Genomic DNA, 22,919 nt, shown 5'->3' with positions numbered 1-22,919 from the left:
TCGAGAGGGGACGGCCATGCCGTTCGGTGTGTTGCAGGAGATGCCCGGTGTCAGCGAGGCGGAATACCGGCAGGTGGAGCGACACCTCGGACCGGACCGACCGCCGGGCCTCCTCGCCCATGTCGCCGGGCCGGCAGAGAACGGCTGGCGGATCATCAACATCTGGCAGGACGAGGCGGCATTCCGCCGGTTCCAGTCCGAACGGCTGGTCCGGGCTGCTGGCCTGGCGGCGCAGGAGGACGGCTTCGACCCGACGAAGGCGGCTCACTTCCGCTCGGTGAGCGTCGACGGTGCCGAGATGCCGTTCTGATGGCCGACACCGCCAGCCTGCGGGCCCGCGGCGCCGCTTTCTGGGCGGGGGCGGCGGCTGGCTGGATTCGCCACGCCGATCGGCAGGACGAGACCGGTCGACCGCTGGGCGCAGCGGCCATGGATCGACTGGCCGCGCGACCCGCCGAACGAATCCTCGACGTGGGCTGCGGCTGCGGCGGCACCACGGCCGAGATCGCCGCCGCGGTCGGCGAGACCGGCGCGGTGATCGGTGTCGACATCGACGAGGCGATGGTGGCCGCCGCTCGACGCCGGTTCCCCGCCGACGGCTACCCGGGCGTCCAGTTCCACGTGGCCGACATCGAGACTGCCGATGTCGCACCGGGCGCCCCGTTCGACGCGGCGTTCGCGCGAATGACACTGATGCTGTTGGCGGACCCGGTTGCCGGCTGCCGCACGATCCGGCGATCACTGCGCCCGGGAGGGCGCCTCGCGGCGACAGTCTTCCGCGACAGCGGCGTCAACCCGTGGCTGTCCGCGGCGATGCTCGGCGCCGCACCGCATCTCGGGCCGCTACCACCGCTCCCGGTCGGTGACGAGCCCGGCCCGTTCGCGTTCGCCGACCCGGCGCGGCTCGTCCGGATCCTCACCAACGCCGGCTTCACCGCCGTCACGGTCACGCCGTGCGATGTCGCCCTGGAAGCTCCGGACGACGCCGACGCGGTGGCCGAATGGCTCGTCGAGGTCGGCCCGGCCGGCGCGGCGTACCGGGCGGCTCCGCCGGCTGGGCAGGCCGCGGCCCGGGCGGGGGTCGCCCGGCTACTCGACCGCTTCCGTTCGCCCGGCGTCGGCTACCGGCTGCCCACCGGCCTCTGGCTCGTCGCCGCCCACTCCGTCGGGGCTGGCAACCCATCCGCCACCCACCACCAACCACGTCAGGACGAAACCGAATGAGAACGATGATCCGTTTGCTCGCGCCGACCGTCTGCCTCGTGGTGGCCACGACGGCATGTACCGCGACCCCCGCGCCCGAGCCCGGGACTGTGGCGTCGGACAGCCCTACCGCGACCGCCGCCCCGTCCGGCGCGGCCGGATCCCCTCCGGCCGGCGGCTCCACGCCGGTGTCGGCGAAGGCGGTGTGCGCCTACCTGGCCGGCCAGTTGCCGACCCTGAAGGGGATCGGGTCCGAGACGGGCGCGATGGCCAACCTCACCGTGAATCTCTATTCCTGGTACGAGTTGCAGGGCCCCGTGCCGACCGGCCGTCAGATCGACGACCAGACCCGGCAGGAATGCCCGGCGACCCGGACCGAGGTGCTGGACATCGCCGGCATGGAGAGCTTCGAGCGGCTGTAGTCGCCCCGCATCACCGGACAGCGCGGGCCGTCGGTGCTTCACCTGCTTCTCGAAAGCGAGCGCTACCGGTTGCCACGAGGAAGTCCTCCAGGATCTCGGTGAACCGCACGGGCTGCTCCTCGGCCACGTAGTGGCCGCAGTCGTCGACGATCACGCCGGTGACGTCGTCGGCCGCCAGCCGCATCGTCTCGGCGGGCGCCGCGCCGCTGTACCGCGCCCCGCCGACGGCGAGCACCGGCAGCGTCAGCCGGGTCTTCCTGCGCTGCTCGTTCTGTGCGATCGTCTCGTCCAGCGCCCGGTAGTACGCGAAGCTCGCCGGCAGCCCGCGCGGGTCCGCGACGATCGCGTCGACGTAGACGTCCACGGCGTAAGCGGGGATCGCGTCCGGGGTGGCGGCCTTCTTGGCGAACTGGTAGCCGAAGAAGAGCCGCTCCCGCCCCCGGACCAGTTCCTCGTTGAGGTCGGTGAGCCGGTTGAAGCCGAAGTGCCAGAGCCGCTGGTTGACCGCGGCCGGGCTGAAGACCGACGGGGTCGGCGTGAGGCCGGGGATGATGGCGTCGACGACGGCGAGCCGGTCCACCCGTTCGGGGTGGTCGGCAGCGAGGGCGTATCCGGTCCACATGCCGATGTCGTGGCCGACCACGTCGAACCTGTCGTGCCCGAGCGCGGCCATCAGGGCGACCAGATCGACGGCGAGGGTGCCGGCGTCGTAACCGTCGTCGGGCTTGTCGGAGAGCCCGGCGCCGCGCGAGTCGACGGCGACGACGGTGTGCGCCCGGGCGAGCGCGGGCATCACGTGCCGCCAGGCGTACCAGGTCTGCGGCCACCCGCCGACAAGCAGCAGCGGCGGGCCGTCCCCGCCGGTGACGGCGTGCAGCCGTAGCCCGTTCACCTCCACGAGGCGACTGGTGAAGACGTCGGTGAACCCGTCGGGCAGCCGTAGCGAACTCAGGTTTGTCATGTCGGCCACCCTACGCATGTTGGAACGATCAGTACAAGACCTTTGGAACGATCAGTACAAGATGTGTAGGCTGACGAACCATGGCGGGCCGCAAGCAATTCGACGTGGACGAGGCACTACGACGCGCGATGCACGTCTTCTGGCGCTGGGGCTATTCGGAGACGTCGATCGATCGCCTCACCGAGGGCACGGGCCTGGGCCGGGGCTCGCTCTACGGCACCTTCGGCGACAAGAGCACCCTCTTCCGCAAAAGCCTCCAGCGGTACGCGCAGACCTACCACCCGCTGTACGAGCAGGCGCTGTCCGGCCCCCACCCGAGCCCGAGCGCCGTTGTGGCTGCCTACCTGCAGGTCACCCTGAACCGCATCGCCGACCCGTCGGTCCCGGATGGCTGCCTGCTCACGGTGTCGGCAACGCAGTTTCCGGCCCTCGACGCGGAGAGTCAGGCGATGGTCCGCGCCATGATCGACGGTTTGCGGGCGATGCTGCGGCAGGCGTTGCTGGCGGCGGGGGCCGGTGAGCAGGAGGCGGCAGAGTTGGCGTTGTGCACGCTGGCGACGAACAAATCCCTGGCGGTGCTGAGCCGCACCGGCTTCTCGAGCCAAGACCTGGCAACCGTCGCCGCAGCCGCCGCCCGTAACCCCTCCCCGGCGCCCCCCGCTGCCACTGATGGCCGAGGGCCGCATGAGCCCGGAGCCCATACTCCTGACTTTAGTCAGGATTCTTGATCCGGCGATAGGAGCGGATGCCGGCGTGGTCCAGGACGACCACCGTGAGCACCACCCCGGTGGCGACCGCGCTGACCGCCAGCAGCGGCAGCCGCAGGACCACCGCCGCACCGGACAGCACGAACAGGGCGGCGACCCGGGGCCAGGAGAGTCGCCGGTGGATCGCCACCGAGAACAGGGTCCGCCCGAGAAGGAACAGCGTCGGACCTCCCAGGATGACGACGGCCGACGTCAGGTCACTCGCCTTCGTGGGGTGGGCGATGCTCAGTTCGGCCCCGACGGCGGTGACCACCAACCCGGCGACCATCACGAGGTGCAGGTAGCCGGTGATGACACCGAGTCGGGCTGGGTCGGCGCGATCGATGGCCGGCCCCAGGCGCTGACCGGCAGGCGTCACGTAGAGCAGACCGATCAGCACGGCGGCGGCGAAGACCAGCAGGAAGGCGGCGGTCTGCGGGGGGTCCAGGTGGGTACCGGCGTACGAGAGACCGGCGACCAGGACGAGTTCGCCGAGCGCGATGATCATGATTTGTTGGTACCGCTCGGCGAAGTGTTCGCTGGCGAGACGTAGTTCCTGCCGGGACGTCCGTCCCAGCCGGGGAGTGGGCCAGCCGATTCGTGGGCCGGTGAAGTCGATCGCGAGAGCGAACAGCCAGAGCGGCACCCGCCACTCCGGCAGGAGCCCACCGACCAGCCACGGCACGGCGGAGACGCTGAACCAGCAGAGGATCCGCAGCGCCCTCTTCTGTCGAGGGTGACCGCGCAGCGCGAACGCGGTCACCGCGCCCCGGGCGATGTGGACCGCGACGTACGCACCGGCGAAGAGCAGGCCCCGCCCGTCCAACGCCTGCGGAATCGCCACCCCGGCCAGCAGGCTGCCCAGCGAGGCACCGACCAGCAGCCACCGGACCCACGGGCTGTCCGGGTCGTACCAGTCGGCGAACCAGGTGGTGGTCACCCAGATCCACCACACCCCGGCCAACAACAGGGCGGTACGCAGCACCCCGGGCAGGGTGAGGTCGTGCAGCAGATGCTCCGCGAGCTGACTGAGGGCGAGCACGAACGCCAGGTCGAAGAACAGCTCCAGGAACGAGGCGCTCAGCGGTGCGTCATCGCCCCGCAGCACTTGTTCGGGCCTGCTCGCCATCGGCGCTCCTCCCGGTGGCCCGCCCTGCGTCCGTCGTACCACCTCGGGTGGGCCACCGGAGGCGAAAGCGGGTCAGCGGGGACGACCCGCCGACCCCTCGTGTCGTTGATCCGGCAGCACCCACAGTCGTCGCTGACCACGGTGGGGGCACCGACTCAACGAGGGGGACGACGATGACCGTTCAGCGGGAGACCGTGCAGGTCGACCACGACCTGTTCCGCGCGGTGTACGACTCGCCCGCGGCACTGCCCGGCCGACACCGCTGGACCACCCCGGAGTCGGACGTCCGGCGGCTGGAAAAGCTGCTCGGCATGCCGGCGCGCAGCATCGGCGCCCCGCTCTGGGTCAGCGGCGACGAACCCGACTGCCCGAAGTGCGGCCGGCGGGTCACCTGGTACGACATCGTCTCGTCGGCAGTCTCCGGCCTGCACGACAAGGCCATGATCGCCACCGTCATCCTCGGTGAGCGCAAGTACGTCAACACCGAGATCCCGGCAGCCATCGCCGGTGTGCGCTGCTCCGACTGCCACACCGCGATCGACGGCCTGCGCAGTTTCAAGTGCCACAACTGGGCGTACGCCTTCGAGGCGCTGGAGGCCGTGCGCGAGCGCATGGCCGGCCACCCCGGGCCGACCTGAGCCCTCCGCGCGAACCCGAGCCGGGCCGGTGTGGCTCAGCCGGCCGAGCGGCGAGTGGGGCGGCGACCGGGCGGGGAGGGCGGCTCCGGCCCGGGATCGGGCACCTGCGGCATCGGCCGGGTGACCGGCTCGGCCTCGGTGATCCGCAGCGACTCACCGTGGTGCCACAGCTCGACCTCGGCATCCGGGCCGGTGCCGGGCAGCTCGTAGCGGGCCTCGGTCGGCGGCACAGTGACTCGCAGCCGGTGGCCACGCCAGCGCAGGCTGAACGCCATCCGGTCGATCCGTCGCGGCAGCCGGGGATCGAAGGAGAGCCGCTGAACTCACCGGGGCAGAGCTGCATGGCCGACGTCCTCGACAAGCCGAGCAGATCCGGCTGAACGAACCCTGGACGAAGGTCAGGAGACCCGACCGACCTTCGACTGCTCCGCTACCCGCTGCCGCGTTCCTAGGGTGTCCCGGAGATGAACAAGGTATGAACGTGAGGTGAGGTGATGCATGGCCGCCAACGGCAGCATGGACGTTCCGGAGATCAGTGCTGAGTGGTACCGCGATGTCGTCGACGCCGCCGCCAGCAGCCCAGAGCCGGTGCAGTGGTTCGTCGGGCACGCCACCGAGGGGGTGATCCTGCTGCTCGGCGCGCTGCTGGTGCTGGCCGCGCTGACCCGTCGGTCCGGCGGACCGCACGACCGGGCCCTCGCCCTGGTCGCGCCCCTGCCGGCGCTGCTCGCGTACGCCGGCAGCGAATGGTTCAAGACCGTGGTGGACGAGGACCGCCCCTGCCGGACGGTCGGGCGCGCGATCATCGCGGGCGCCTGCCCGCCCCCGGGCGACTGGTCGTTCCCCAGCAACCACGCCACGATCGCCGGCGCGCTGGCGGTGACCACGCTCCTGCTCTCCCGCCGACTCGGCCTGGTCGCGCTGCCGTTGGCCGCGCTGGGCGCCTTCTCCCGGGTCTTCGTGGGCGTGCACTACCCGCACGACGTGATCGCGGGCGTGCTGTTCGGTGCGCTGGTCGCCGTGCTGGCAACCCCGCTACTGGCCCGCCCGGCCGCCGAGGCGCTACGCCGTCGAACCGACCGCGCCGAGCGCCCGGTCCCGAAACTGGCGAGCCGCACCCGCCAGTGACCCTCCGCGCCGTCCACGGTTCGCGTCAGTTGGTCAGTAGGAGCGCGCCTACCGTGCCGAGCAGCAGGAACGGGCCGAACGGCAGGTGCGTGCTCCAGCGGGCCCGACGCGTGGCCAGCAGGCCCACGCTCACCAGCGCGGACAGCCCGAAGGCGAGCAGTAGCCCGAGCAGCAGCACCGGCCAGCCGTACCAGCCGAGCAGCGCCCCCACACCGAGCGCCAGCTTGGTGTCACCCAGCCCGAAGCCGCGGCGGCCCAGCAGCAGCGTGGTGCTGGCGAAGAACAGCGCCAGCCCCGCGCCGCCGACGGCAGCCCGCAGCCACGGCCCCGGCTCGCCGGCAAGGACGGCGGCGACGCCGAGCAGCAGCCACGTACCGGCCGCCGCCGGCAGGGTGAGCCGATCCGGCAACCGGTGCACGGCCAGGTCGACGAAGACCGCCGGGATCGTCCAGCCGAGCCACCAGGCCAGCGCCGGCAGCGCCCCGCCCGACGGGCCGACGAGTGCCAGCAGCAGCACCGCGCTGAGCCCGGCCAGCTCGACCGTGCCCGGCGGTGGGCCGACAGGTGCGCGGCAGCGCCCGCACCGGGCCGCCGGGCCCAGCGCGGGCCAGGGTCGGGTCAGGCTCACCGGGGCGCCGCAGGCGTCGCAGCCGGTCCGGTCCGGCAGGCCCGGGGGTACGGCGTAGCGCAGCGCGGCCATCCGCAGCAGCGGGCCGACCGTGAGGAACGCGAGCACGGTCGGGACCCGCACGCGAGCCACGGCCGCGGCGGGTGCCGCCGGGCTCCGATCGGGTGGGTTTTCCCGACCGGGGGCGGCCGCGGGGGGGCCGGTCAGCGCCATGTCCCCGCCAATGCGCACAGGGGTCGCCCCGGGATGGCCAACACGGATCGTGATGGAACGATCGCTGCGGTGTGGCGGATGGCGCGGAAAGCGACCTGCCCACCCGACCACCGCAGGGCGCCCTCCACCGGATCGAAGCCGGGCGCCCCGTCGGGCGGGACCTGTCGTCGACAGGTCGACAACCCCGCCGGGATGCCGGGATGAGGCCGCGATGTCCCCCTCTCAGGGCCGGTGACGAGACTGCGCCGGGCCGATCCGGCGCGACGCCGCCCGGCCACTGACGATCGCTCGCGCCACAATTGCGCCGGACGTAGCGCGGGCACCCGCCACCACCACCCTTCATCACGCAGAGTGTTCGGTTGAATTGCCTCTGTTGCATCGGCGAGCGTCAGCCTATGCTCGCCCCTTGGGTGTGACGCAAGCCTCACCTTAACCACCCGAGGACACAGGACCTGCATTTGTAGAAGATCCGTAACGGTGAATGCGGAAGCGCAATGATCGGCTCCGGATGTGCTGATCCGGGCGCGCTTCCGCATGCCCTGCGGCGGTGATCCGTCACCACGCCGGGCGACCACGAGGAGGCTCGACGGTGCGCGGACGGCAGCTCAGACGAGCGGCGATCTGCCTGCTGGCGGTCGTGGCGGCGATGCCGGTCACCGCCTGCGTCAGCGGGCAGGAGGCCGTCGAAAGGCCGGCGGCAGCCCAGGACGACGGGCAACGGGCAGCTCCCGACGGGGAACGACACGCTGCCGAAAAGGCGGCGCTCGACGCGTACGCCGGTTATTTGGCGGCCTCGCGGACGGCGAGTGGACGCAGCGATCCGCGCGCGCCGGAACTGTCCCGATTTCTCGCTGATCCACTTCTGACCCGTGTGCAATTGTCCATTCGCGACGCTAAGGAGCACGGTGCCGTGCGTACCGGGACGTTGAAGTCGGACCCGACCGTGACCGCCGTGAGCCTGGACGCGAATCCGGCCACCGTCGAGATCCAGGACTGCCTGGACCTGACCGGCTACCGGCTGGTCTACGCCAAGGACAAGCGTGTCGTCCCGGGCAGCGGGGGCGGCAGGCACCTCTCCACCGCCACGGCGACCCGGTATCCCGACGGTCGCTGGCTGATCAACTCGGGCGCGTCGCACCGGGAGCAGCCGTGCTGACCTGGGCAGGAGGGGACGCTCCGGCCCGTACCCTCCGGGCCTCGACAGCGCGGCGGGCCTTCGCCGGGATCGGGCTCGCGCTCCTCCTGGTGGTCGGAACGACAGTGCCGGCCGCCGCGGCTCGGCGCGCCGGCCCCGGGGCCAGCTGCCCGCCCGACCAGCCCGACTGCAGCGTCTGGGACGACGAACCCGGCAACCCGGGCGGCGGCGGCGACAACGGCGGCGGCGACGACGATGACGGCGGTGGCGGCGGCGGTGGCGTCTGCCGGTGGGAAGGGCGGACCGTCCCCTGCTACGACGATCTCAAAGGCTGGTTCAACAGCGGCGACGGCTGCTACTACGAGCTGGCCGAGCCGCAGCGGGAGGCACCCGAGGGTCAGCACTGGTACGTGCGGACCTGCAACGGCGGCGACGACATCGGCAACATCACCGTGGTGTTGCGGGAGGAGCCGCCCGGCTTCGGCGCGCCGCCCAATCCGGAGGAGTTGGCCCGACGCGCCCTGGCGACGATCACGCTGAAGCCGGCGCCGCTGGCGGTCGCGCCCCGCAAGGACAACGGCCCCGGCCTGGTCGGCCTGCCGGTGTGGATGTGGTCCGACAAGCGTGCCGACTACTTCGGCCCGATCCCCGCCAGGGCGACCGATCGGGGCGTGACCGTCACCATCACGGCGGCGGTCGACCGGATCGTCTGGGACATGGGCAACGGCGACCACGTGACCTGTGCCGGCGCCGGCACCCCGTACGACGCGACTGACGACAACCTCGCCGGCCGCACCTCCCCGACCTGCGGCTACCACAAGGGCTACCAGAAGGCCGACACCTACGACGTCACCGCCACCACGCACTGGAAGGTGACCTGGAACGGCGGTGGCGAGAGCGGAGAGATCCTGGTGACCCGGAACAGCGGCATCGTGCGGATCCAGATCAACGAACTCCAGGTGGTGACCCGATGAGCCTCGCGACGCGCAACGGAACCGGATCGGTCGACGCACCTGTCAACCCGCCCAAGGTGGTCCGGCAACGTCGGGTCCGCCCAGGGCTGCTCGGCCTCGCCGTACTCCTGATCGCCCTTGGCGGGCTCGGCGCGGCGTTCGCCGTCACCTCGGTCCGGGCCACCGGCAGCTATCTCGCGGTCGCCCGGCCGGTGGAGGTGGGCCGGGAGATCAGCGCCGCCGACCTGGTCACCGTGCAGGTCGCCGGCGGTCACGGGCTGCGCCCGGTGCCCGCCGGCCGGCTAAACGAGGTGGTCGGCAAACGGGCCGCGGTGAAGTTGGTCCCGGGCACCCTGCTCACCCTGGGGCAGGTCACCGCCGATCCGCTGCTCGGCCCCGACCAGCAGCAGATCGCGCTCGGCCTCAAGACCGCCCAGGTGCCGGCTCGGCAACTGCATCCCGGGGACAAGGTGCTGCTGATCAGCACCCCGGACCGCAGCACCAACGGGGACCCGGCCGCCGTCAGCACCAGGTTCCCGGCCACCGTGATCGACATGGTCAGCCCGGCCAACGACGCCAAGGTGCTGTACCTGGCGCTGCCCACCCGGGACGTGCCCGCGGTGGTGGCCCTCACCGCGCAGGCGCGCATCGCCGTCGTGCTGACCGAAGCGGCCTGAGCATGGCGATCATCGCGCTGGTGTCGGCGAAGGGTTCGCCCGGCGTCACGACCTCCGCGCTGGCCTGCACCCTGGCCTGGCACCGACGGCTGGTGCTCGCCGAGTGCGACCCGGCCGGCGGCTCGATCCTCGCCGGCTACCTCGGCGGCCAGTTGGACGGCCCCCGCGGCATCGGTGAACTGGCCGTCGGGGAGCTGCGCGACGGCAACCTGGAGACCGCGTTCTGGTCACAACTGGTCGACCTGGACGCTCCCCGCCGGGAACGACTGCTGCTGCCCGGGCTTGTCGACCCGGCCCAGGGCGGCAGCGTCACCCCGCTCTGGCAGCGGTTCGCCGACTACTTCACAGCCCTCGACCGTGGCACTCCCGGCTACGACGTCCTGGTCGACTGCGGCCGGTTGCACGTGACCGGACCACCGTGGCCGGTGCTGCGGGCGGCCTCGGTGGTGCTGCTGGTGACCCGGGCGCACCTGCCGGACCTCTCCGGCACCCGCGCGGTGGTCACCGCGATCGAACGGGACTTCGCCGAGCACCGGGTGCCGCCCGGCACCCTGCGGCTGCTGCTGGTCGGCGGCGGACACGGGCGAGCCGAGATCAGCCGCGCCCTGAAACTGCCTGTCATCGCACGGCTGCCACACGATCCGCGTACCGCCGGGGTGCTCGCCCTGGGCGGGACCGTGCGGACCGGACGGCCGCTGATGCGCGCGGCCGCCGCGTTGGAGGTGCCGATCGGCGCGCTCCTGGACCGGCGGCAGGCCCGGTTGGCGTGGCCCGCGCAGCAGGGGGTTCCGGATGCGGTTTGAGCCGGTCTCCACGGATCCTCGCCAGCAGCCACCGGGCGCGACCTCCACCGAGCCGCCGCTGGCCGGGTCGAACGGCCGGCACCAACAGTCCGTGCCGACGCCGCAGCCGACGCCCGCCGCCACACCGCCGACGGCATCGGCGCCGCGACCCCGGATGGACTTCCAGGTGGTCCGGGAGCTACGCCGGGAACTCACCGAACGGCTCACCCTGTGGCAGCGCGGCCGGGAGTTCAGCGCCGACGAGGAGGACACCGAACGAGCCCGGCTGGCCGTCACGGTGGTCGCCCAGTACGCGGACTTCGTCCGCCGGGCCGGCACCCCGATGGCTGCCGGTGACGAGCGTCTGCTGCTCGACCAGGTGACCGCGGAGCTGGTGGGGCTCGGTCGGCTACAGACGCTGCTCGTCGACGACACCATCGAGGAGGTGCACATCCTCGGCTGCGACCAGGTGCGCATCACCAGGCACGGCGGTGGGGTGGACTGGGCCGAGCCGATCGCCGACAGCGACGCCGAACTGGTGGAGATCCTCCAGGCGGCGGCCCGCCGGGCGGGCGCGACCGAGCGGTCGCTGTCCACCGTGAAGCCAACCCTCGACCTGCAACTGCCCGACGGCAGCCGGCTGGCGGCGGTGTTCCTGGTCAGCCACCGCCCGTACGCCGTGATCCGCAAGCACAACACGCTGGACGTGAGCCTCGACGACATCGCGGGCACCCGGGGTGACCTCGACGAGATGATCGATCCGCTGCTGCGCGACTTCCTGCGCGCGGCGATGCGCGCCGGGTTGAACATCATGGTCGCCGGGTTGGCCGGCGCCGGCAAGACCACGATCATCCGGGCGTTGATGAACGAGATCCCGCCCGACGAGCCGTACGTGCTGCTGGAGGAGAGCCGCGAGTTGCTGCCGGCCCGCCGCCGGGAGCGGCACCGGGCGGTGATGAGCTTCGAGGCCCGGGAGGGGCACGGGGAGCGCGGCTTCGACGGCCGTCCGGCCGGTGAGGTGACGATCGCCGACCTGATCCCCCTGTCGCTGCGGATGGGCGTGTTGCGGATCATCGTGGGTGAGGTGCGGTCCCGGGAGATCGTGCCGATGCTCCAGGCGATGACCACCAGCCGGGGCTCGATGTGCACCATCCACGCCCGTACGGCCGCCGGGGTTGGCGAACGGATCGTCGAGCTGGCGTTGGCACACGGCCGCGAGATGACAGTCGACCAGGCCCGCCGGATGGCCGGCAACGCCCTCGACCTGATCGTCTACGTCACCATCGAGGACGAGACCGCCATCGGCGGGCGAAAACACCGGTTCGTCTCCCACGTGGAGGAGGTGATCGGGGCCGGTGAGGCCGGTCGGATCACCACCACCACGGTCTTCGGGCCCGGCCCGGACGGTCGGGCGGTCCCCCGGCACCTGCCGGAGCGGGTCCGCGACCAGTTGCTGCGGGTGGGTTACGACGTGCGGTTGCTGACCCGGTGGGTGGAGGCTGGCGCCGGCGCCTGGCGACGCCCCCGGCAGACCCGACTGGCCCGGCGGTGACCTGATGCTGGCCAGCCTTGAGTTGATCGCGGTGGTCTCCGGGGCCGCCTGTGTGGCCGGGTTGCTGTTGGCAGTGGTCGCGCTCGTCGGCACCCACCGGCCACCCGGGCCTCGTCCGGGAGCCGGGCCGGGTCTGGGTCGACTGTGGCGTGGGCCGGGCGCCACGGTGGCCGAGCAGCGGGCCTACCAGACGCTGCTCGTCGCCGCGCTTGGTGCCGGCGCGTTGGCGTTCCTGCTGACCGGGTTGCCGGTGGTGGGCCTGCTGGTGGCGGTGGCGGTGCCCGGCACCCCGTGGCTGTTCGGGGTGGGCCGGGCCGAGCAGAGGGCGATCGCCCGGATCGAGGCGGTGGGCGAGTGGACCCGCCGGCTCAAGGACGTCTCCGGCACCGGGCAGGGCCTCCAACAGTCGATCATCGGCACGATCGGCAGCGTGCCACCCGGCATCGAGGACGAGGTACGACTGCTCGCCGCCCGCCTACAGGCCGGTTGGCTGGCCCGATCCGCGCTGCTGGCGTTCGCCGACGAGATCGCCGACCCGGTCGGTGACCAGGTGGTCGCGGCGCTGATCCTGCACCTCTCGGACCGGGGCGAGCGGCTGGGTGACGTGCTGGGCTCCATCGCCGGCGCGGCATCCGCCGAGGTGGCCACCCGCCGGGAGATCGAGGCCAAGCGGACGCAACCCCGGTTCGCGGTCCGCTTCCTCACCGGAATGACCCTGGCCACCCTGGCGTACGGGCTGCTCAACGCCGAGTACATCGAGCCGTACGGCTCGCCGGTGGGTCAGGTGGTGATGGCCGCCCTCGGCGCGGCCTTCATCGGCCTGCTGGCCTGGGTGCGGTCGATGAGCCAGCCGCAGCGGCCGTCCCGGTTCCTGCCGGCGCCCGACCCCGCCGAGGTGATCGCGTGAGCGCGAGGAGTGCAGCGCAGCGGAGCGCCGCAGTCGCGAACGAAAGGCGGCTCCCATGATGCTGAACTGGCAGCTCGCCACGGCGGTCTGTGGTGGCGCCGGCATCGGGCTGGGCGTGTTCCTGGTGGTCCGGGAGTTGGCGCCGGCGACCCCGGCGCTCGGGCCGGCGCTGCGCCGGCTGCACCAGCCACCGGGCACCGGCCGGGCCGCCACACCCGCCTCTCGGCGACTGGACTCGCTGACCGGGTTGTCCCGCTGGTTGCGACCGCCGCACCGGCAGCTCGCCCTGATCGGCCAGACTCCCGAGCAGTACGCGCTGTCGGTGCTGCTCTCCGCACTGATCGGGCTGGCCACACCGACCCTGCTCGGGGTGGCGCTGCTGGTGCTCGGCGTCTCGTTTCCGCTCGTCGTACCTGTGCTCGGCAGCCTCGGCCTGGCACTGATCGGCGGGCTGCTGGCACACCGGGCCGTCCTGACCAAGGCCGAGGCCGCCCGGGACGAGTTCCGCGCCGCCGTCTGCACCTACCTCGACCTGGTGGCGTTGCAGCTCTCCGCCGCGCACGGGCCGGTGCAGTCGCTGGAGCGCGCCGCGGCGGTCTGCGACGGCTGGGTGTTCGACCGGCTCCAGGAGTCGCTGCGGATCGCCCAGATGCAGATGCACGCGCCCTGGGACGAGCTGCGCGACCTCGCCGACAAGATCGGCATCCCGGAGCTGGGCGACGTCGGCGCGATCATGCGCTCCTCCGGCAGCGAGGGGGCACAGGTGCACGAGACCCTGCGCAGCCGGGCCGACTCGCTGCGCGACCAGATCCGCACCGACAACCTCGCCCGCGCCGAGGGAGTGACCAGCCGACTCGACATCCCGGGCGCACTTCTGGTCTTCGTGCTGCTCGGCTTCGTTCTCTACCCGTTCGTCGCCCGTGTTTGAAGCCCTCCCCCTGAAGGAGAACGCCATGTCCATCCTCAGCTACCTGCACGTCGTGCTGACGACGCGCCTGGCCGAGCTGCGCCGCGACAGTGAGCGCGGTGACAGCCCGGTGCCCACCGCGGTGATCATCGCCGGCCTGGTCGCCGTCGCCATCGCCGTCACCGCCTTGGCCCTGACCAAGGCCGACAACTGGATGACAGGCATCCCGAACCACCCAGGCGGCGGCACCGCCCCCGGCGCCGGCGAAGGCGCGGGCGGGTAGCCGGGATGCGTCGAGCCGCGTTCCCCGGGTGGCGCCGGGTGGTCACCGCCACCCGGCGTCGCCTCGCGGGTGGCGACCGGGAGCGGGGTGCCAACCCGGTGGAGCTGGCCGTGATGATGCCGCTGATCCTGGTGCTGCTCTTCGCCTCGATCCAGGTCGCGGCCGTCTTCCTCGCCCGCTCGACCGCCTTGCACGCCGCACAGAGCGGTGTCAACGCACAACGGTCGTACCAGGCGCCCAACGGTGCCGGCGTGGACAGCGCGACCCACTTCCTCCAGGCCGCCGGCGGCTGGCTGGTGGGCTGGGACAGCGCCGGCCCGACCTGCGCGATCATCGACGAGATCGAGGTCACCTGCACGGTGCACGGCAGGTCCCTGTCGGTGGTGCCAGGCGTGGACTTCGCGATACGGCAGACCGCCCACGGAACGGTGGAGCGGGTGACCGAGCCATGAACCGCACCGCCGAGCGGGGCTCGGTCTCCATCGAGGTGGCGGTGCTCGCCCCCGCGTTCATCGCGCTGATGGTGCTGGCCGGCGTCGTCGGGCGTACCGCCGTGGCGGCGGAGGCGATCGACGCCGCGACACACGACGCCGCCCGCGCCGCGTCGATCTCCCGGGATTCGGTCACGGCCCGGCAAGCGGCGCTGAAGGCCGTCCAGGATCAGCTGGACTGGCGCGGGTTGGCCTGCGCCAACGATCTGGAGCCGGAACTCACGGCCAGGGTGGGCGGCAGTCCCACCCCGTTCGACGACGCCTTCACCAGCGGGATCGGTGCGGACGCGACGGTGACGGTGACACTCGTCTGCCTGGTGTCGTTCCGGGACATCTCGCTCGACGTCCTGCCCGGCATGCCGGGCGAGCGGCAGATCGAGGCGACCTTCACCTCACCACTGGACCGTTACCGGGGCCGAGAATGACCGCGGATGTCCGGCGTCCCCGCTCGGGCGAACACGGCCGGGTGAGCATCTTCCTGGCGGTGACGATGATCGGCGTGCTGGCCATCGTGGGTCTCTCCTTCGACGGCGCCGGCCAGCTCCGCACCCTGCAACATGCCGAGAATCTCGCCGCCGAGGCGGCCCGCGCCGGTGGTCAGGCCATCGACCGGGCGGCCGCGATCGATGGCCGGCCGACCCGGATCGACAGGGACGACGCGGTGGTGGCGGTCGCCAACTACCTGGCCGCCGCCGGGGGGACCAGCGGCCACACCGTGAGCTTCCCCGAGGTCGCCGGGGAGACCCTGATCCGCGTCACCGTCACGATCACCTACAACCGCTCGATGCTCGGACCCTTCGTCGGCGACAAGTCGGTCACCGTCACCGGCGACGCGACCGCGCGCGCCATCACCGCAGCAGCACCGTAGGAAGGAAGGCAGCCATGCCCGTAACGGCTGGGTCCGTCGTACGGCGGACCGGACGCGTCCTCACCGGCCTCGGCGCACTGGCCGTGCTGTGTGCGCTGCTGGTGGGCGCGCCGATCGCACTGCTGGCCTTCGCCGGCAATCCCCTACCTGATCACCTTCCCACCGTCGCCGAGATCGGCACCGCGCTGACCAGCAGAGACGACGGCCAGCTCTTTCTGCGGGCGCTGGCGGTGGCCGGCTGGTTCGGTTGGGCCACGTTCGCCTTCTCCGTCCTCGTGGAGTTGGGGGCGCAGACCCTGCGCCGCCCGGCGCCGAAGCTGCCCGGGATGAGTCGCCAACAGAAGGCCGCCGCCGCGCTCGTCGGCTCGGTCGCGCTGATCCTCGCGGCCAGTCCGGCCGCCGCCAGCGCCGCCGCGGTCTACGGCGCCCCGGCGTACGCAAGCACGAACGCACCGGCCGCCGCCACCCTGGCCGCGCCGACCCGGGTGGGCGCGACGCCCGACACGGCAGCCCCGCTGACGCGAAGCGGGCTGATCGGCAGGGCCGAGACGGGGTTCGCCGCACCCGGTGGCTCGACAGCCAACGACGAGGCCGCGCCGGTGTACCGAGTGGCGCGGGGCGACTACCTCGGCGAGGTCGCCGAGCGTTACCTGGACGAGTTCGGCGACTACCGACAGCTCGCCAAGCTGAACAAGCTCGACGACCCGGACCGCATCCGCCCTGGTCAGCTGCTCCGACTGCCCACGGAGGCCGCCGACCAGGGTGCCCGGCAGCACGCCACCGGACGGCTCGTCGACCGGCCGGCGGTACCGAAGCCACCCGCGCCCCGGCCGGCGCCCGAACGGGCCGCACCGGCGCGGCCGGCCCCACCACCGACAAGCGGTACGGATTCGGCGGGCCAACCGCCCGCGATGACCGTCGGCGCAGCCCGAGCCGGCACCGAGGACCGGGTGAACCGACCGCTCGCCGTCTCGGCCGTACTGGCGGTGGCGAGCATCGTCGGCGCTCAGATCGGCGCGGTCCTGGGGCTGCGCCGCCGCCCGGCCACCGCCGGCGTGGCTCCCCGGTTGGCCGCGTCCGCCCGCGGTGCCCGGGGCGGTGCGGCCCGGAGCACCGGTGCGAGCACGAGCCGGGGCGTCAGCGCGGCGCGGACCGGTGGGTCGGCGGGAAGTGGTGTCGCCTGGGCCGCGAGGCGGGCGGCCGCGGCCCTCGAAGCGCCCGCGACGCGCGACAACGGCACGACACCGACAAATCCTCGCGACGGCGGCGCCGCACCGAACGGCAGCGGGATCGCACCTCCCGGCAGCGGTACAGCGCACACTGGCGCGTCGGGCTGGGGTGGCGACGAGGGTTGGGCCGGTCGCAGCCCCGACGGCGGGTTGTTCGACGGCGGGCACGGGCTGGACTCGGTACCGGACGGGCCGTCGGTCGGTCGACACCGACGCAGCTGACCCGAAGGCCGAGCACGAGCTGTCCCGCACCGCCACGGGGTGTCGGTGCGAACCGGTGACCCGGGCGCGGCGCAGCGGCGTCAGGGCAGGCGGTTCAGGGCAGGCGGGTCAGGGCAGGCGGGTCAGGGCAGGCTGGTCAGGGCCGGCGCTTCAGGGCAGGCGGGTCTGGAGCACGCCGTTCTGGATCCGGGTGGGCAGGATCTGCTGGTCGTTGCCGGAGGGTCCCTGCATGACCTCGCCGCCGTTGAGCCGGAACGCGCTGCCGTGCCACGGGCAGACCACGCAGGCGTGGCCGTCGATCTCCTGCACCTCGCCCTCGCCGAGCGGACCGCTCTGGTGCGGACAACGCTCCAACATCACGGTCACCTCGTCACCGTGCCGGTAGAGGATGACCGAGATGTCGTCGTCCACCTCCCGGGTGATCAGGGTGCGCTGCGGCAACGTCGCCATGTCGGCGAGCGAGTGCCAGCCGTCGGTCATCCGATGCAACTCGGAGACGCTCTGGTTGACCTGCGCCCCCTGCTTGTACGCGAGGTGACCCCCGACGTACGCCCCGAGGCTCACGGTGGAGAGCCCGAGGAAGCCCAGCGCGCGGCCGACGCCGTACCGACCGGACAGCCGTGCGGCCAGCGAGCCGGCGTAGAGCGCCATGCCGACGGTGTTGGTGGCGGCGTGCACGAGGCCGACCCGGCGCTGGTCCCGGGCGAGTGCCGCCCAGTCGTTCAGCCCGGCGACCGCCGCCGGCAGCGCGCTGACGGTGCCCAGGCCGACCAGCACGGTGGCGGGTCGACGTTGCCCGGGCATGAGGTCCAGCACCGCGGCGCTGATCCACGCGCCGACCGGCACCTGCACCATCGCCGGGTGTAGTGGATGCCCGAGGGTCACCCCGTGCAGCAGGTCCCGCAGTCGCCGCGGACGCAGCGTCCCCAGGACGACCTTCTGCAACCGGTCACCCGCGCGGTCCAGCCGGGAGTCCTGCTCAACTTTCGTCAAAAGTGCTCGCACGAGTACCGACTTCCCGGCGCTCGCCGTCGCAAACCGGTCGACGAGAACAAACCTTGCCGCCCCACCCAAGCCGCCGATCTTGCACTTTGTGTCCCGACAAAACCCGGCACATGTCGCGAATCGGCGACAGAAAGTGCAAGATCGACGGGGATTGTGGGGTGGGGGCGGGGCGGGCATGCTGGCGGGATGGGTGTGCGGGTGGAACGGGTCGGGGCGGTCAGCACTGTGGTGCTGGACCGGGCGGACGTTCGCAACGCCGTTGACGGGCCTACGGCTCGGGCGCTCGCCGACGCGTTTCGGGCCTTCGACGCCGACCCGGACGCCGCGGTGGCCGTGCTCTGGGGGGCCGGTGGCACGTTCTGCGCCGGAGCCGACCTCAAGGCCCTCGGCACGCCGAGCGGCAACCGGGTCGAACCGGAGGGCGACGGCCCGATGGGCCCGACCCGGATGACGCTCAGCAAACCGGTGATCGCGGCGATCTCCGGGTACGCGGTGGCGGGCGGGCTCGAGTTGGCGCTCTGGTGCGACCTGCGGGTCGCCGAGTCCGACGCGACGCTCGGGGTGTTCTGCCGCCGCTGGGGGGTGCCGCTGATCGACGGTGCCACCGTGCGGTTGCCCCGGTTGATCGGCGAGAGCCGGGCCATGGATCTGATCCTCACCGGCCGCCCGGTGCCGGCCGAGGAGGCGTACTCGATGGGTTTGGTCAATCGGTTGGTGCCACCCGGCCAGGCACGGGCCGCGGCCGAGGAACTGGCGGCGGCCATCGCCCGGCACCCGCAGACCTGCCTGCGCAACGACCGGGCGGCGGTGCTGGCCGGTGCCGGACGGCCCGAGCCGGAGGCGCTGGCGACCGAGTTGGCGTACGGGTTGGATTCGCTGGCCACCGACGCGTTCGCCGGTGCGGCCCGGTTCGTGGCGGGCGAGGGCCGACACGGCACGACGCCGCCGGGAGGAGTGCACCTCCCGGCGGCATCCGGTGCTGGCTAGATCAGTTGCGGTTGATGGTGAAGGTTGTCGTGGGGTTCTGGATGTCCACCGCGTTGTTGCTCAGCCGCAGGTTGGTGAAGGTGACCGACCCGACAGCCGGCCCCTGCCCGGCCTCCGGCATCGGGTTGGCCCAGACGGCGAAGCCGGACTTGGCGTCGTAGGCATCACCGCTCTTGCGCGCCCCGCTGATCGAGACGTTCGTGAAGACCGTGTCGGTGATCGGGTTCTGCGGCTGCCCGCCGACGTAGTTGGTCTGGAACATGATGCCGCTGTAGGTCGGGTCGACGATGTCGACGTCGCTAACCCGGATCCCCTGGAACACCTTCGAGGCGGAGAAGACCCAGATCGCCGGGAAGGTCTGCCCACCCCAGAAGTGCCCACCGGCCCGCACGATCGAGATGTTCTCGAATCGGGTCGGCGGGTTGGCGCCGAAGCCGTTCATCGGGTAGCCGAAGTCGAGCGAGCTGATGGTGATGCCCGAGTAGACCAGGGTGTCCGCGATGTAGATGTTGCGGAACGTGTTGCCGTAGCCGCCGTAGACGGCCACACCGGCGGCCCGCCAGGTGAGGGTCGAGGTCAGGTTCTCGTAGACGTTGTCCTTCATGTCGGCGCCGCCCGCGTCGATCGCCGAGAACAGCGCGAAGCTGTCGTCGCCGGTGGCCCGGGCGTCGTTGTTGCTGACCAGGTTGTTGGTGCTGCCGTTTGTCATGTTGATGCCGTCGGCGAACATGTTGCGGATCCGGGAGTTCTTGATCGTCATGTAGTCGGTGTTCGCGCCCCAGTAGAGGCACACCATGTGCTCGTTCCAGATGTTGTCGATCACGATGTTCGACACGTTGGCGAAGTCGAACACCTTGCCCGGACCGTCGATCCGTGAGGTGTAGTTGCCGAAGTAGGCGAAGTTCTTGAACGACGAGTTCGCCGCCGAGTTCTCGGCCCGGAAGCCGATGTCGGTGTTGTCCTGGCCCGCCGGTGCGTTGAACCGGGTGTACCAGGGGCCGGCGCCGGTCACCTGGACCGCCTTGCCGTACACCTGGAACTTCGACGAGGTGGAGTAGTTACCGGCCGGCAGGTACACGCCGACCAGATTGCCGGTGGTGTCCATCCGCACCCGGTCCAGGGCGTTCTGCACGTCCTGGTGGGTGAAGCCGGCCGGCGTGGTGTAGCGCGTCGGGTCCGGGTTGGCGATCGGCGACACCTGCTCGGTGTTGATGAAGTCGATCGCGTAGTTGGTGGTGTTGGCCGCGTCCTTCTGGAGGCGGATCTTGCTGCCGGCCGGGACCGTCGAGTTGAGCATGACGTTGGCTTCGTCGTAGATGTGCCGCGGCCCGCCAGCGCTCGGCGAGTTGCCGGGGCTGGCCTCGCTGCCGTAGAGCCAGGCGTACCGGGACGTCAGGTCGATGGCCTTGTGGAACGTGCCGTTGACGTAGACGTTCAGCGTGGAGCTGATGCCGCCACCGCCCGGTGCGTCCGGGATGGAGAAGCGGGTGACAAGCGTGTTGGTGCTGGCCCGGGTGGTGAACTCGACGTAGCTGCCGGTCGAGTTGAGGGTCACCGCCCGCCGACCGGACGCCTCGCCGGCCAGGTCGCCGATCTCCCGGTTCGGTCCGACGACGCTGGCGCCGCCGCCGACCGCGCCGTCCTCGGCCTCGTACATGTCGTACGGCATGTTGGCGCCGCGACCGACGAAGAGTGGACGGTCGCTCGTGTTGTTGCCCTGCTTGACCGGCAGCTCGTTGCCGTCGGCCGCGAGCACCACCCGGACGGTGTACTTGCCGTTCGCCGCGGTCCAGGTGCCCAGGTTGACCGGGCCGACCGTCGCACCGGCGTTGATCACACCGGAGTACGAGCCGGTCAGGGTACGGACCACGGTGCCGGACTCGTTGAGCACGGTGAGCGTGATGCCGTGCGAGCCGGACGCGGACGCCACACTGCCGGCGTTGCGGATCGACACCGAGAAGGTGACGGTGTTGCCGGCCGACGGGTTGCCCGGCGACCAGGCCACCGACGAGGCGACCAGGTCCGACGTGGCAACCGCGCTGACCACCAGCGGGCTGGGGTTGGAGTAGCTGTTGTTGGTGTCGTCGGACTCGACGACGGCGTTCGACTCGTCGACCTTCGCGCTGAGCGGGTAGCTGCCCGCGTCCCGGGTGCCGATGCTGGCGCTGACAGTCGTCGAGGCGCCGGCCGCGAGGCTACCGACCGACGCGGTGCCGACCCGGGTGGCGCCCAGGTAGAAGGTGACGTTCGTCGCGCCGGAGGCCGTCGAGCCCGCGTTGCGGACTGTCGCGGAGAGCGTGATGGTGCTCGTCTCCACGGGCGCGGACGGGCTGAACGACATGCCGGTCACGGTCAGGTCCGGGTTCGGCGCGGGGGTGCCGAAGACCTGGAACTCGGCCACCTGCCCGGCCGGGGCGCCGGTGTTCGAGGCGATCGAGAGTCGTACGTCGGCCGCCGCGCCGGAGACCGGGATGGTCACCGTGTTGCCGCTGCCCGGGTTGAAGGAGTAGTTCGCCGCGCCCACCAGCGTGGTGAAGGACGACGAGCCCTGGTCCCGGCCCAGCACCGTGATGTTCTGCGTACGCGCACCCCACGCCGAGTCCGGGTTGAGCTTCACGACGACCTGGCTGAGGCTGGCGTTCGCGCCGAGCTGCACGGTCAACGTGCTCGGGTTGCCGTTGCCCTCCCAGTAGGTGGCCACGTTGTTGTCGTTGGCGTTCGTGGCCACGAACGTGTGCACGAACCCGGAGGCGGTGATCGGCTTGCCGACCGCCAGGTTGCTCCCGGTCGGCGGGTTGCCGGTGCCGGTCCGGGTCACGGTGTTGCTGTTCGCCGACTGGTTGCCGGCCGCGTCCCTGGCCCGCACGTAGTACGAGACCGTGGCGCTGTCCGACTGGCTGTCGGTGTAGGTGAGCGTCGAGCCGTTGACGCTGCCGCGCAGCGCGCCGCCCGCGTACACGTCGTAACCGGTGACCCCGACGTTGTCCGAGGACGCGGACCAGGTGAGCCGGATCTGCCCGCTGGCGGGCTGGGTGTACGCCAGGTTGCCGGGAGCGCTGGGGGCCTGGGTGTCGGTGCTGCCGGTGGCGCCGTACACCTCGACCTCGGAGAGCTGCGCGGCCGGCCAGCCGGTGTTGCCGGTGAGCTGCACGCGGACGTAGCGGGTGCTGGCGGCGGTGAAGCTGACGGTCGCGGTGTTGCCGCTGGCCGGGTTGAAGGTGTAGCCGGCGGACGCCTTCAGGGTGCTGAAGGACGAGCCGTTTGTGGAGCCGAGCACCGACAGCGTCTGGGTGCGGGTCTGCCAGTCCGACGACGGCGGCAGCTTGAGCACCACCCGGTCGACGTTGACCGTGGCGCCCAGGTCCGCCTGGATCCACTGCGGGAACGCGTTGTTGGCGCTCTCCCAGTAGGTCGACGCGTTGCCGTCGTTGGCGTTGCCCGCCACGTAGTTCTGGTTGTAGCTGCTGGCGGTCATGGTGGCCGACAGTCCGGCGAGCAACGCCATGCGCGCGGCGGCCGCGGACGGGTCGGCCGCCGGTGCCGCGGTCGCCGTGGGGGTGACGACCGGGGCGGTGGCCAGGAGCATCCCGGCGAGTACGCCGGCGAGGAGCCGCCGGCCACGGGTGCGGGGGACGGGATTGGGCGCGCCGCTCGGCGGCGTGCCTCGTCTGGTGCCGTTACTGGACATGGAGTCGCTACACCTCTTTCGGGGGTGGGTGCGGGTGCGTTGCCGGCGACGGGTGCAGGGGTACGCCCGTCGTTCCGCGACAGGTGGGGGACGGTGCGGTTGGGGGACGGGTCGGCGAGCCGGGGCTACGTCGCACCGGACCGCCCGGATCGGGAGGCCCCCGCC

22 protein-coding genes and 3 pseudogenes are annotated in these 22,919 nt (G+C 71.9%); 19 read left to right on the top strand and 6 right to left on the bottom strand.

Annotated features, from left to right (window positions below; genetic code table 11):
• Nucleotides 1-16 precede the first annotated feature (16 nt).
• The 3 genes from ACLQ29_RS07855 to ACLQ29_RS07845 are packed head-to-tail and all read left to right on the top strand — an operon-like array spanning nucleotide 17 to nucleotide 1,625.
• Nucleotides 17-310, top strand: a complete 294-nt coding sequence (locus ACLQ29_RS07855) for a hypothetical protein (RefSeq protein ID WP_425770969.1) — start codon at nucleotides 17-19, stop codon at nucleotides 308-310.
• The gene (locus ACLQ29_RS07850; protein ID WP_425770968.1) at nucleotides 310-1,224 is read left to right on the top strand and encodes a class I SAM-dependent methyltransferase; all 915 of its coding nucleotides are present in this window, start codon (nucleotides 310-312) and stop codon (nucleotides 1,222-1,224) included. Before ACLQ29_RS07855 ends, ACLQ29_RS07850 begins: the two co-directional genes overlap by 1 nt.
• A gap of 5 nt (nucleotides 1,225-1,229) precedes the next feature.
• A complete protein-coding gene (locus ACLQ29_RS07845) occupies nucleotides 1,230-1,625 on the top strand; it encodes a hypothetical protein (protein WP_425770967.1) in 396 nt (131 codons plus the stop codon).
• A gap of 10 nt (nucleotides 1,626-1,635) precedes the next feature.
• On the opposite strand, the gene ACLQ29_RS07840 is transcribed toward ACLQ29_RS07845, so the two are convergent.
• Entirely contained in the window at nucleotides 1,636-2,586 is a 951-nt protein-coding gene (locus tag ACLQ29_RS07840; protein ID WP_425770966.1) for an alpha/beta fold hydrolase, read from the bottom strand.
• A gap of 80 nt (nucleotides 2,587-2,666) precedes the next feature.
• Between ACLQ29_RS07840 and ACLQ29_RS07835 the strand changes: the two genes are divergently transcribed.
• Nucleotides 2,667-3,314 carry a TetR/AcrR family transcriptional regulator gene (locus ACLQ29_RS07835; RefSeq protein ID WP_425770965.1) on the top strand — a complete coding sequence of 216 codons (648 nt, stop codon included), beginning with the start codon at nucleotides 2,667-2,669 and terminating at the stop codon, nucleotides 3,312-3,314.
• Here ACLQ29_RS07835 and ACLQ29_RS07830 read toward each other — a convergent pair.
• Complete coding sequence (locus ACLQ29_RS07830; RefSeq protein WP_425770964.1) at nucleotides 3,298-4,461, bottom strand: low temperature requirement protein A; 1,164 nt, start codon at nucleotides 4,459-4,461, stop codon at nucleotides 3,298-3,300. The genes ACLQ29_RS07835 and ACLQ29_RS07830 overlap by 17 nt on opposite strands.
• A 173-nt stretch (nucleotides 4,462-4,634) precedes the next feature.
• On the opposite strand from ACLQ29_RS07830, the gene ACLQ29_RS07825 reads away from it, so the two are divergent.
• Complete coding sequence (locus ACLQ29_RS07825) at nucleotides 4,635-5,099, top strand: hypothetical protein (RefSeq protein ID WP_425770963.1); 465 nt, start codon at nucleotides 4,635-4,637, stop codon at nucleotides 5,097-5,099.
• Between the two features lie 35 nt (nucleotides 5,100-5,134).
• Here ACLQ29_RS07825 and ACLQ29_RS07820 read toward each other — a convergent pair.
• Nucleotides 5,135-5,404: pseudogene (locus ACLQ29_RS07820) on the bottom strand (glycosyl hydrolase family 65 protein); the annotation flags it as partial.
• Nucleotides 5,405-5,597: 193 nt separating this feature from the next.
• Here ACLQ29_RS07820 and ACLQ29_RS07815 point away from each other — a divergent pair.
• The gene (locus tag ACLQ29_RS07815) at nucleotides 5,598-6,227 is read left to right on the top strand and encodes a phosphatase PAP2 family protein (protein ID WP_425770962.1); all 630 of its coding nucleotides are present in this window, start codon (nucleotides 5,598-5,600) and stop codon (nucleotides 6,225-6,227) included.
• A gap of 25 nt (nucleotides 6,228-6,252) precedes the next feature.
• Here the strand turns inward: ACLQ29_RS07815 and ACLQ29_RS07810 are convergent, their stop codons facing one another.
• Complete coding sequence (locus ACLQ29_RS07810) at nucleotides 6,253-6,927, bottom strand: prepilin peptidase (RefSeq protein ID WP_425771243.1); 675 nt, start codon at nucleotides 6,925-6,927, stop codon at nucleotides 6,253-6,255.
• A 730-nt stretch (nucleotides 6,928-7,657) separates the two neighbouring features.
• Between ACLQ29_RS07810 and ACLQ29_RS07805 the strand changes: the two genes are divergently transcribed.
• From ACLQ29_RS07805 to ACLQ29_RS07750, 12 genes and pseudogenes are all read left to right on the top strand, one after another.
• Nucleotides 7,658-8,224, top strand: coding sequence for a hypothetical protein (locus tag ACLQ29_RS07805; protein WP_425770961.1), 567 nt, complete (start codon nucleotides 7,658-7,660; stop codon nucleotides 8,222-8,224).
• On the top strand, nucleotides 8,218-9,177 hold the full coding sequence (locus tag ACLQ29_RS07800) for a hypothetical protein (protein ID WP_425770960.1): 960 nt from the start codon (nucleotides 8,218-8,220) through the stop codon (nucleotides 9,175-9,177). Before ACLQ29_RS07805 ends, ACLQ29_RS07800 begins: the two co-directional genes overlap by 7 nt.
• Nucleotides 9,174-9,833 carry an SAF domain-containing protein gene (locus ACLQ29_RS07795; protein ID WP_425770959.1) on the top strand — a complete coding sequence of 220 codons (660 nt, stop codon included), beginning with the start codon at nucleotides 9,174-9,176 and terminating at the stop codon, nucleotides 9,831-9,833. The genes ACLQ29_RS07800 and ACLQ29_RS07795 overlap by 4 nt, the downstream gene beginning before the upstream one ends.
• A 2-nt stretch (nucleotides 9,834-9,835) precedes the next feature.
• On the top strand, nucleotides 9,836-10,636 hold the full coding sequence (locus ACLQ29_RS07790) for a ParA family protein (RefSeq protein ID WP_425770958.1): 801 nt from the start codon (nucleotides 9,836-9,838) through the stop codon (nucleotides 10,634-10,636).
• Nucleotides 10,626-12,167 (top strand): CpaF family protein, encoded by a 1,542-nt coding sequence (locus ACLQ29_RS07785; RefSeq protein ID WP_425770957.1) that lies wholly within the window; start codon nucleotides 10,626-10,628, stop codon nucleotides 12,165-12,167. Before ACLQ29_RS07790 ends, ACLQ29_RS07785 begins: the two co-directional genes overlap by 11 nt.
• Nucleotides 12,128-13,074: pseudogene (locus ACLQ29_RS07780) on the top strand (type II secretion system F family protein). The gene ACLQ29_RS07785 and the pseudogene ACLQ29_RS07780 overlap by 40 nt, the downstream one beginning before the upstream one ends.
• Before the next feature lie 58 nt (nucleotides 13,075-13,132).
• Nucleotides 13,133-14,002 (top strand): type II secretion system F family protein, encoded by an 870-nt coding sequence (locus tag ACLQ29_RS07775; protein ID WP_425771242.1) that lies wholly within the window; start codon nucleotides 13,133-13,135, stop codon nucleotides 14,000-14,002.
• 25 nt (nucleotides 14,003-14,027) lie between these two features.
• Nucleotides 14,028-14,264 carry a hypothetical protein gene (locus ACLQ29_RS07770; RefSeq protein ID WP_425770956.1) on the top strand — a complete coding sequence of 79 codons (237 nt, stop codon included), beginning with the start codon at nucleotides 14,028-14,030 and terminating at the stop codon, nucleotides 14,262-14,264.
• Between the two features lie 5 nt (nucleotides 14,265-14,269).
• Nucleotides 14,270-14,716: a TadE family protein gene (locus tag ACLQ29_RS07765; protein WP_425770955.1), complete on the top strand. Its 447-nt coding sequence runs from the start codon at nucleotides 14,270-14,272 to the stop codon at nucleotides 14,714-14,716.
• Complete coding sequence (locus ACLQ29_RS07760) at nucleotides 14,713-15,180, top strand: TadE/TadG family type IV pilus assembly protein (protein WP_425770954.1); 468 nt, start codon at nucleotides 14,713-14,715, stop codon at nucleotides 15,178-15,180. The genes ACLQ29_RS07765 and ACLQ29_RS07760 overlap by 4 nt, the downstream gene beginning before the upstream one ends.
• A complete protein-coding gene (locus tag ACLQ29_RS07755) occupies nucleotides 15,177-15,623 on the top strand; it encodes a pilus assembly protein TadG-related protein (RefSeq protein ID WP_425770953.1) in 447 nt (148 codons plus the stop codon). The genes ACLQ29_RS07760 and ACLQ29_RS07755 overlap by 4 nt, the downstream gene beginning before the upstream one ends.
• A 14-nt stretch (nucleotides 15,624-15,637) precedes the next feature.
• A pseudogene (locus ACLQ29_RS07750) lies at nucleotides 15,638-16,717 on the top strand (LysM peptidoglycan-binding domain-containing protein); the annotation flags it as partial.
• 507 nt (nucleotides 16,718-17,224) lie between these two features.
• Here ACLQ29_RS07750 and ACLQ29_RS07745 read toward each other — a convergent pair.
• A complete protein-coding gene (locus ACLQ29_RS07745) occupies nucleotides 17,225-18,079 on the bottom strand; it encodes a DUF2231 domain-containing protein (protein WP_425770952.1) in 855 nt (284 codons plus the stop codon).
• Between the two features lie 186 nt (nucleotides 18,080-18,265).
• On the opposite strand from ACLQ29_RS07745, the gene ACLQ29_RS07740 reads away from it, so the two are divergent.
• Nucleotides 18,266-19,066 carry a crotonase/enoyl-CoA hydratase family protein gene (locus tag ACLQ29_RS07740; RefSeq protein WP_425770951.1) on the top strand — a complete coding sequence of 267 codons (801 nt, stop codon included), beginning with the start codon at nucleotides 18,266-18,268 and terminating at the stop codon, nucleotides 19,064-19,066.
• A gap of 1 nt (nucleotide 19,067) precedes the next feature.
• Here ACLQ29_RS07740 and ACLQ29_RS07735 read toward each other — a convergent pair whose 3' ends face one another.
• Nucleotides 19,068-22,754: a discoidin domain-containing protein gene (locus tag ACLQ29_RS07735; protein ID WP_425770950.1), complete on the bottom strand. Its 3,687-nt coding sequence runs from the start codon at nucleotides 22,752-22,754 to the stop codon at nucleotides 19,068-19,070.
• Between the last annotated feature and the right edge of the window lie 165 nt (nucleotides 22,755-22,919).

It is taken from the genome of Micromonospora sp. DT228 (assembly GCF_049841595.1).
In the GTDB taxonomy this organism is placed as follows: domain Bacteria; phylum Actinomycetota; class Actinomycetes; order Mycobacteriales; family Micromonosporaceae; genus Micromonospora.
The sequence above is the reverse complement of the archived record's forward strand: the minus strand, read 5'-3'. Positions and strand labels throughout refer to the sequence as shown.

Bases quoted from the DNA above. Each gene is read 5' to 3' on its own strand.
- ACLQ29_RS07855 (WP_425770969.1), top strand. From the start codon at position 17: ATGCCGTTCGGTGTGTTGCAGGAGATGCCCGGTGTCAGCGAGGCGGAA.
- ACLQ29_RS07850 (WP_425770968.1), top strand. From the start codon at position 310: ATGGCCGACACCGCCAGCCTGCGGGCCCGCGGCGCCGCTTTCTGGGCG.
- ACLQ29_RS07845 (WP_425770967.1), top strand. From the start codon at position 1,230: ATGATCCGTTTGCTCGCGCCGACCGTCTGCCTCGTGGTGGCCACGACG.
- ACLQ29_RS07840 (WP_425770966.1), bottom strand. From the start codon at position 2,586: ATGACAAACCTGAGTTCGCTACGGCTGCCCGACGGGTTCACCGACGTC.
- ACLQ29_RS07835 (WP_425770965.1), top strand. From the start codon at position 2,667: ATGGCGGGCCGCAAGCAATTCGACGTGGACGAGGCACTACGACGCGCG.
- ACLQ29_RS07830 (WP_425770964.1), bottom strand. From the start codon at position 4,461: ATGGCGAGCAGGCCCGAACAAGTGCTGCGGGGCGATGACGCACCGCTG.
- ACLQ29_RS07825 (WP_425770963.1), top strand. From the start codon at position 4,635: ATGACCGTTCAGCGGGAGACCGTGCAGGTCGACCACGACCTGTTCCGC.
- ACLQ29_RS07815 (WP_425770962.1), top strand. From the start codon at position 5,598: ATGGCCGCCAACGGCAGCATGGACGTTCCGGAGATCAGTGCTGAGTGG.
- ACLQ29_RS07810 (WP_425771243.1), bottom strand. From the start codon at position 6,927: ATGGCCGCGCTGCGCTACGCCGTACCCCCGGGCCTGCCGGACCGGACC.
- ACLQ29_RS07795 (WP_425770959.1), top strand. From the start codon at position 9,174: ATGAGCCTCGCGACGCGCAACGGAACCGGATCGGTCGACGCACCTGTC.
- ACLQ29_RS07790 (WP_425770958.1), top strand. From the start codon at position 9,836: ATGGCGATCATCGCGCTGGTGTCGGCGAAGGGTTCGCCCGGCGTCACG.
- ACLQ29_RS07785 (WP_425770957.1), top strand. From the start codon at position 10,626: ATGCGGTTTGAGCCGGTCTCCACGGATCCTCGCCAGCAGCCACCGGGC.
- ACLQ29_RS07775 (WP_425771242.1), top strand. From the start codon at position 13,133: ATGCTGAACTGGCAGCTCGCCACGGCGGTCTGTGGTGGCGCCGGCATC.
- ACLQ29_RS07770 (WP_425770956.1), top strand. From the start codon at position 14,028: ATGTCCATCCTCAGCTACCTGCACGTCGTGCTGACGACGCGCCTGGCC.
- ACLQ29_RS07765 (WP_425770955.1), top strand. From the start codon at position 14,270: ATGCGTCGAGCCGCGTTCCCCGGGTGGCGCCGGGTGGTCACCGCCACC.
- ACLQ29_RS07760 (WP_425770954.1), top strand. From the start codon at position 14,713: ATGAACCGCACCGCCGAGCGGGGCTCGGTCTCCATCGAGGTGGCGGTG.
- ACLQ29_RS07755 (WP_425770953.1), top strand. From the start codon at position 15,177: ATGACCGCGGATGTCCGGCGTCCCCGCTCGGGCGAACACGGCCGGGTG.
- ACLQ29_RS07740 (WP_425770951.1), top strand. From the start codon at position 18,266: ATGGGTGTGCGGGTGGAACGGGTCGGGGCGGTCAGCACTGTGGTGCTG.
- ACLQ29_RS07735 (WP_425770950.1), bottom strand. From the start codon at position 22,754: ATGTCCAGTAACGGCACCAGACGAGGCACGCCGCCGAGCGGCGCGCCC.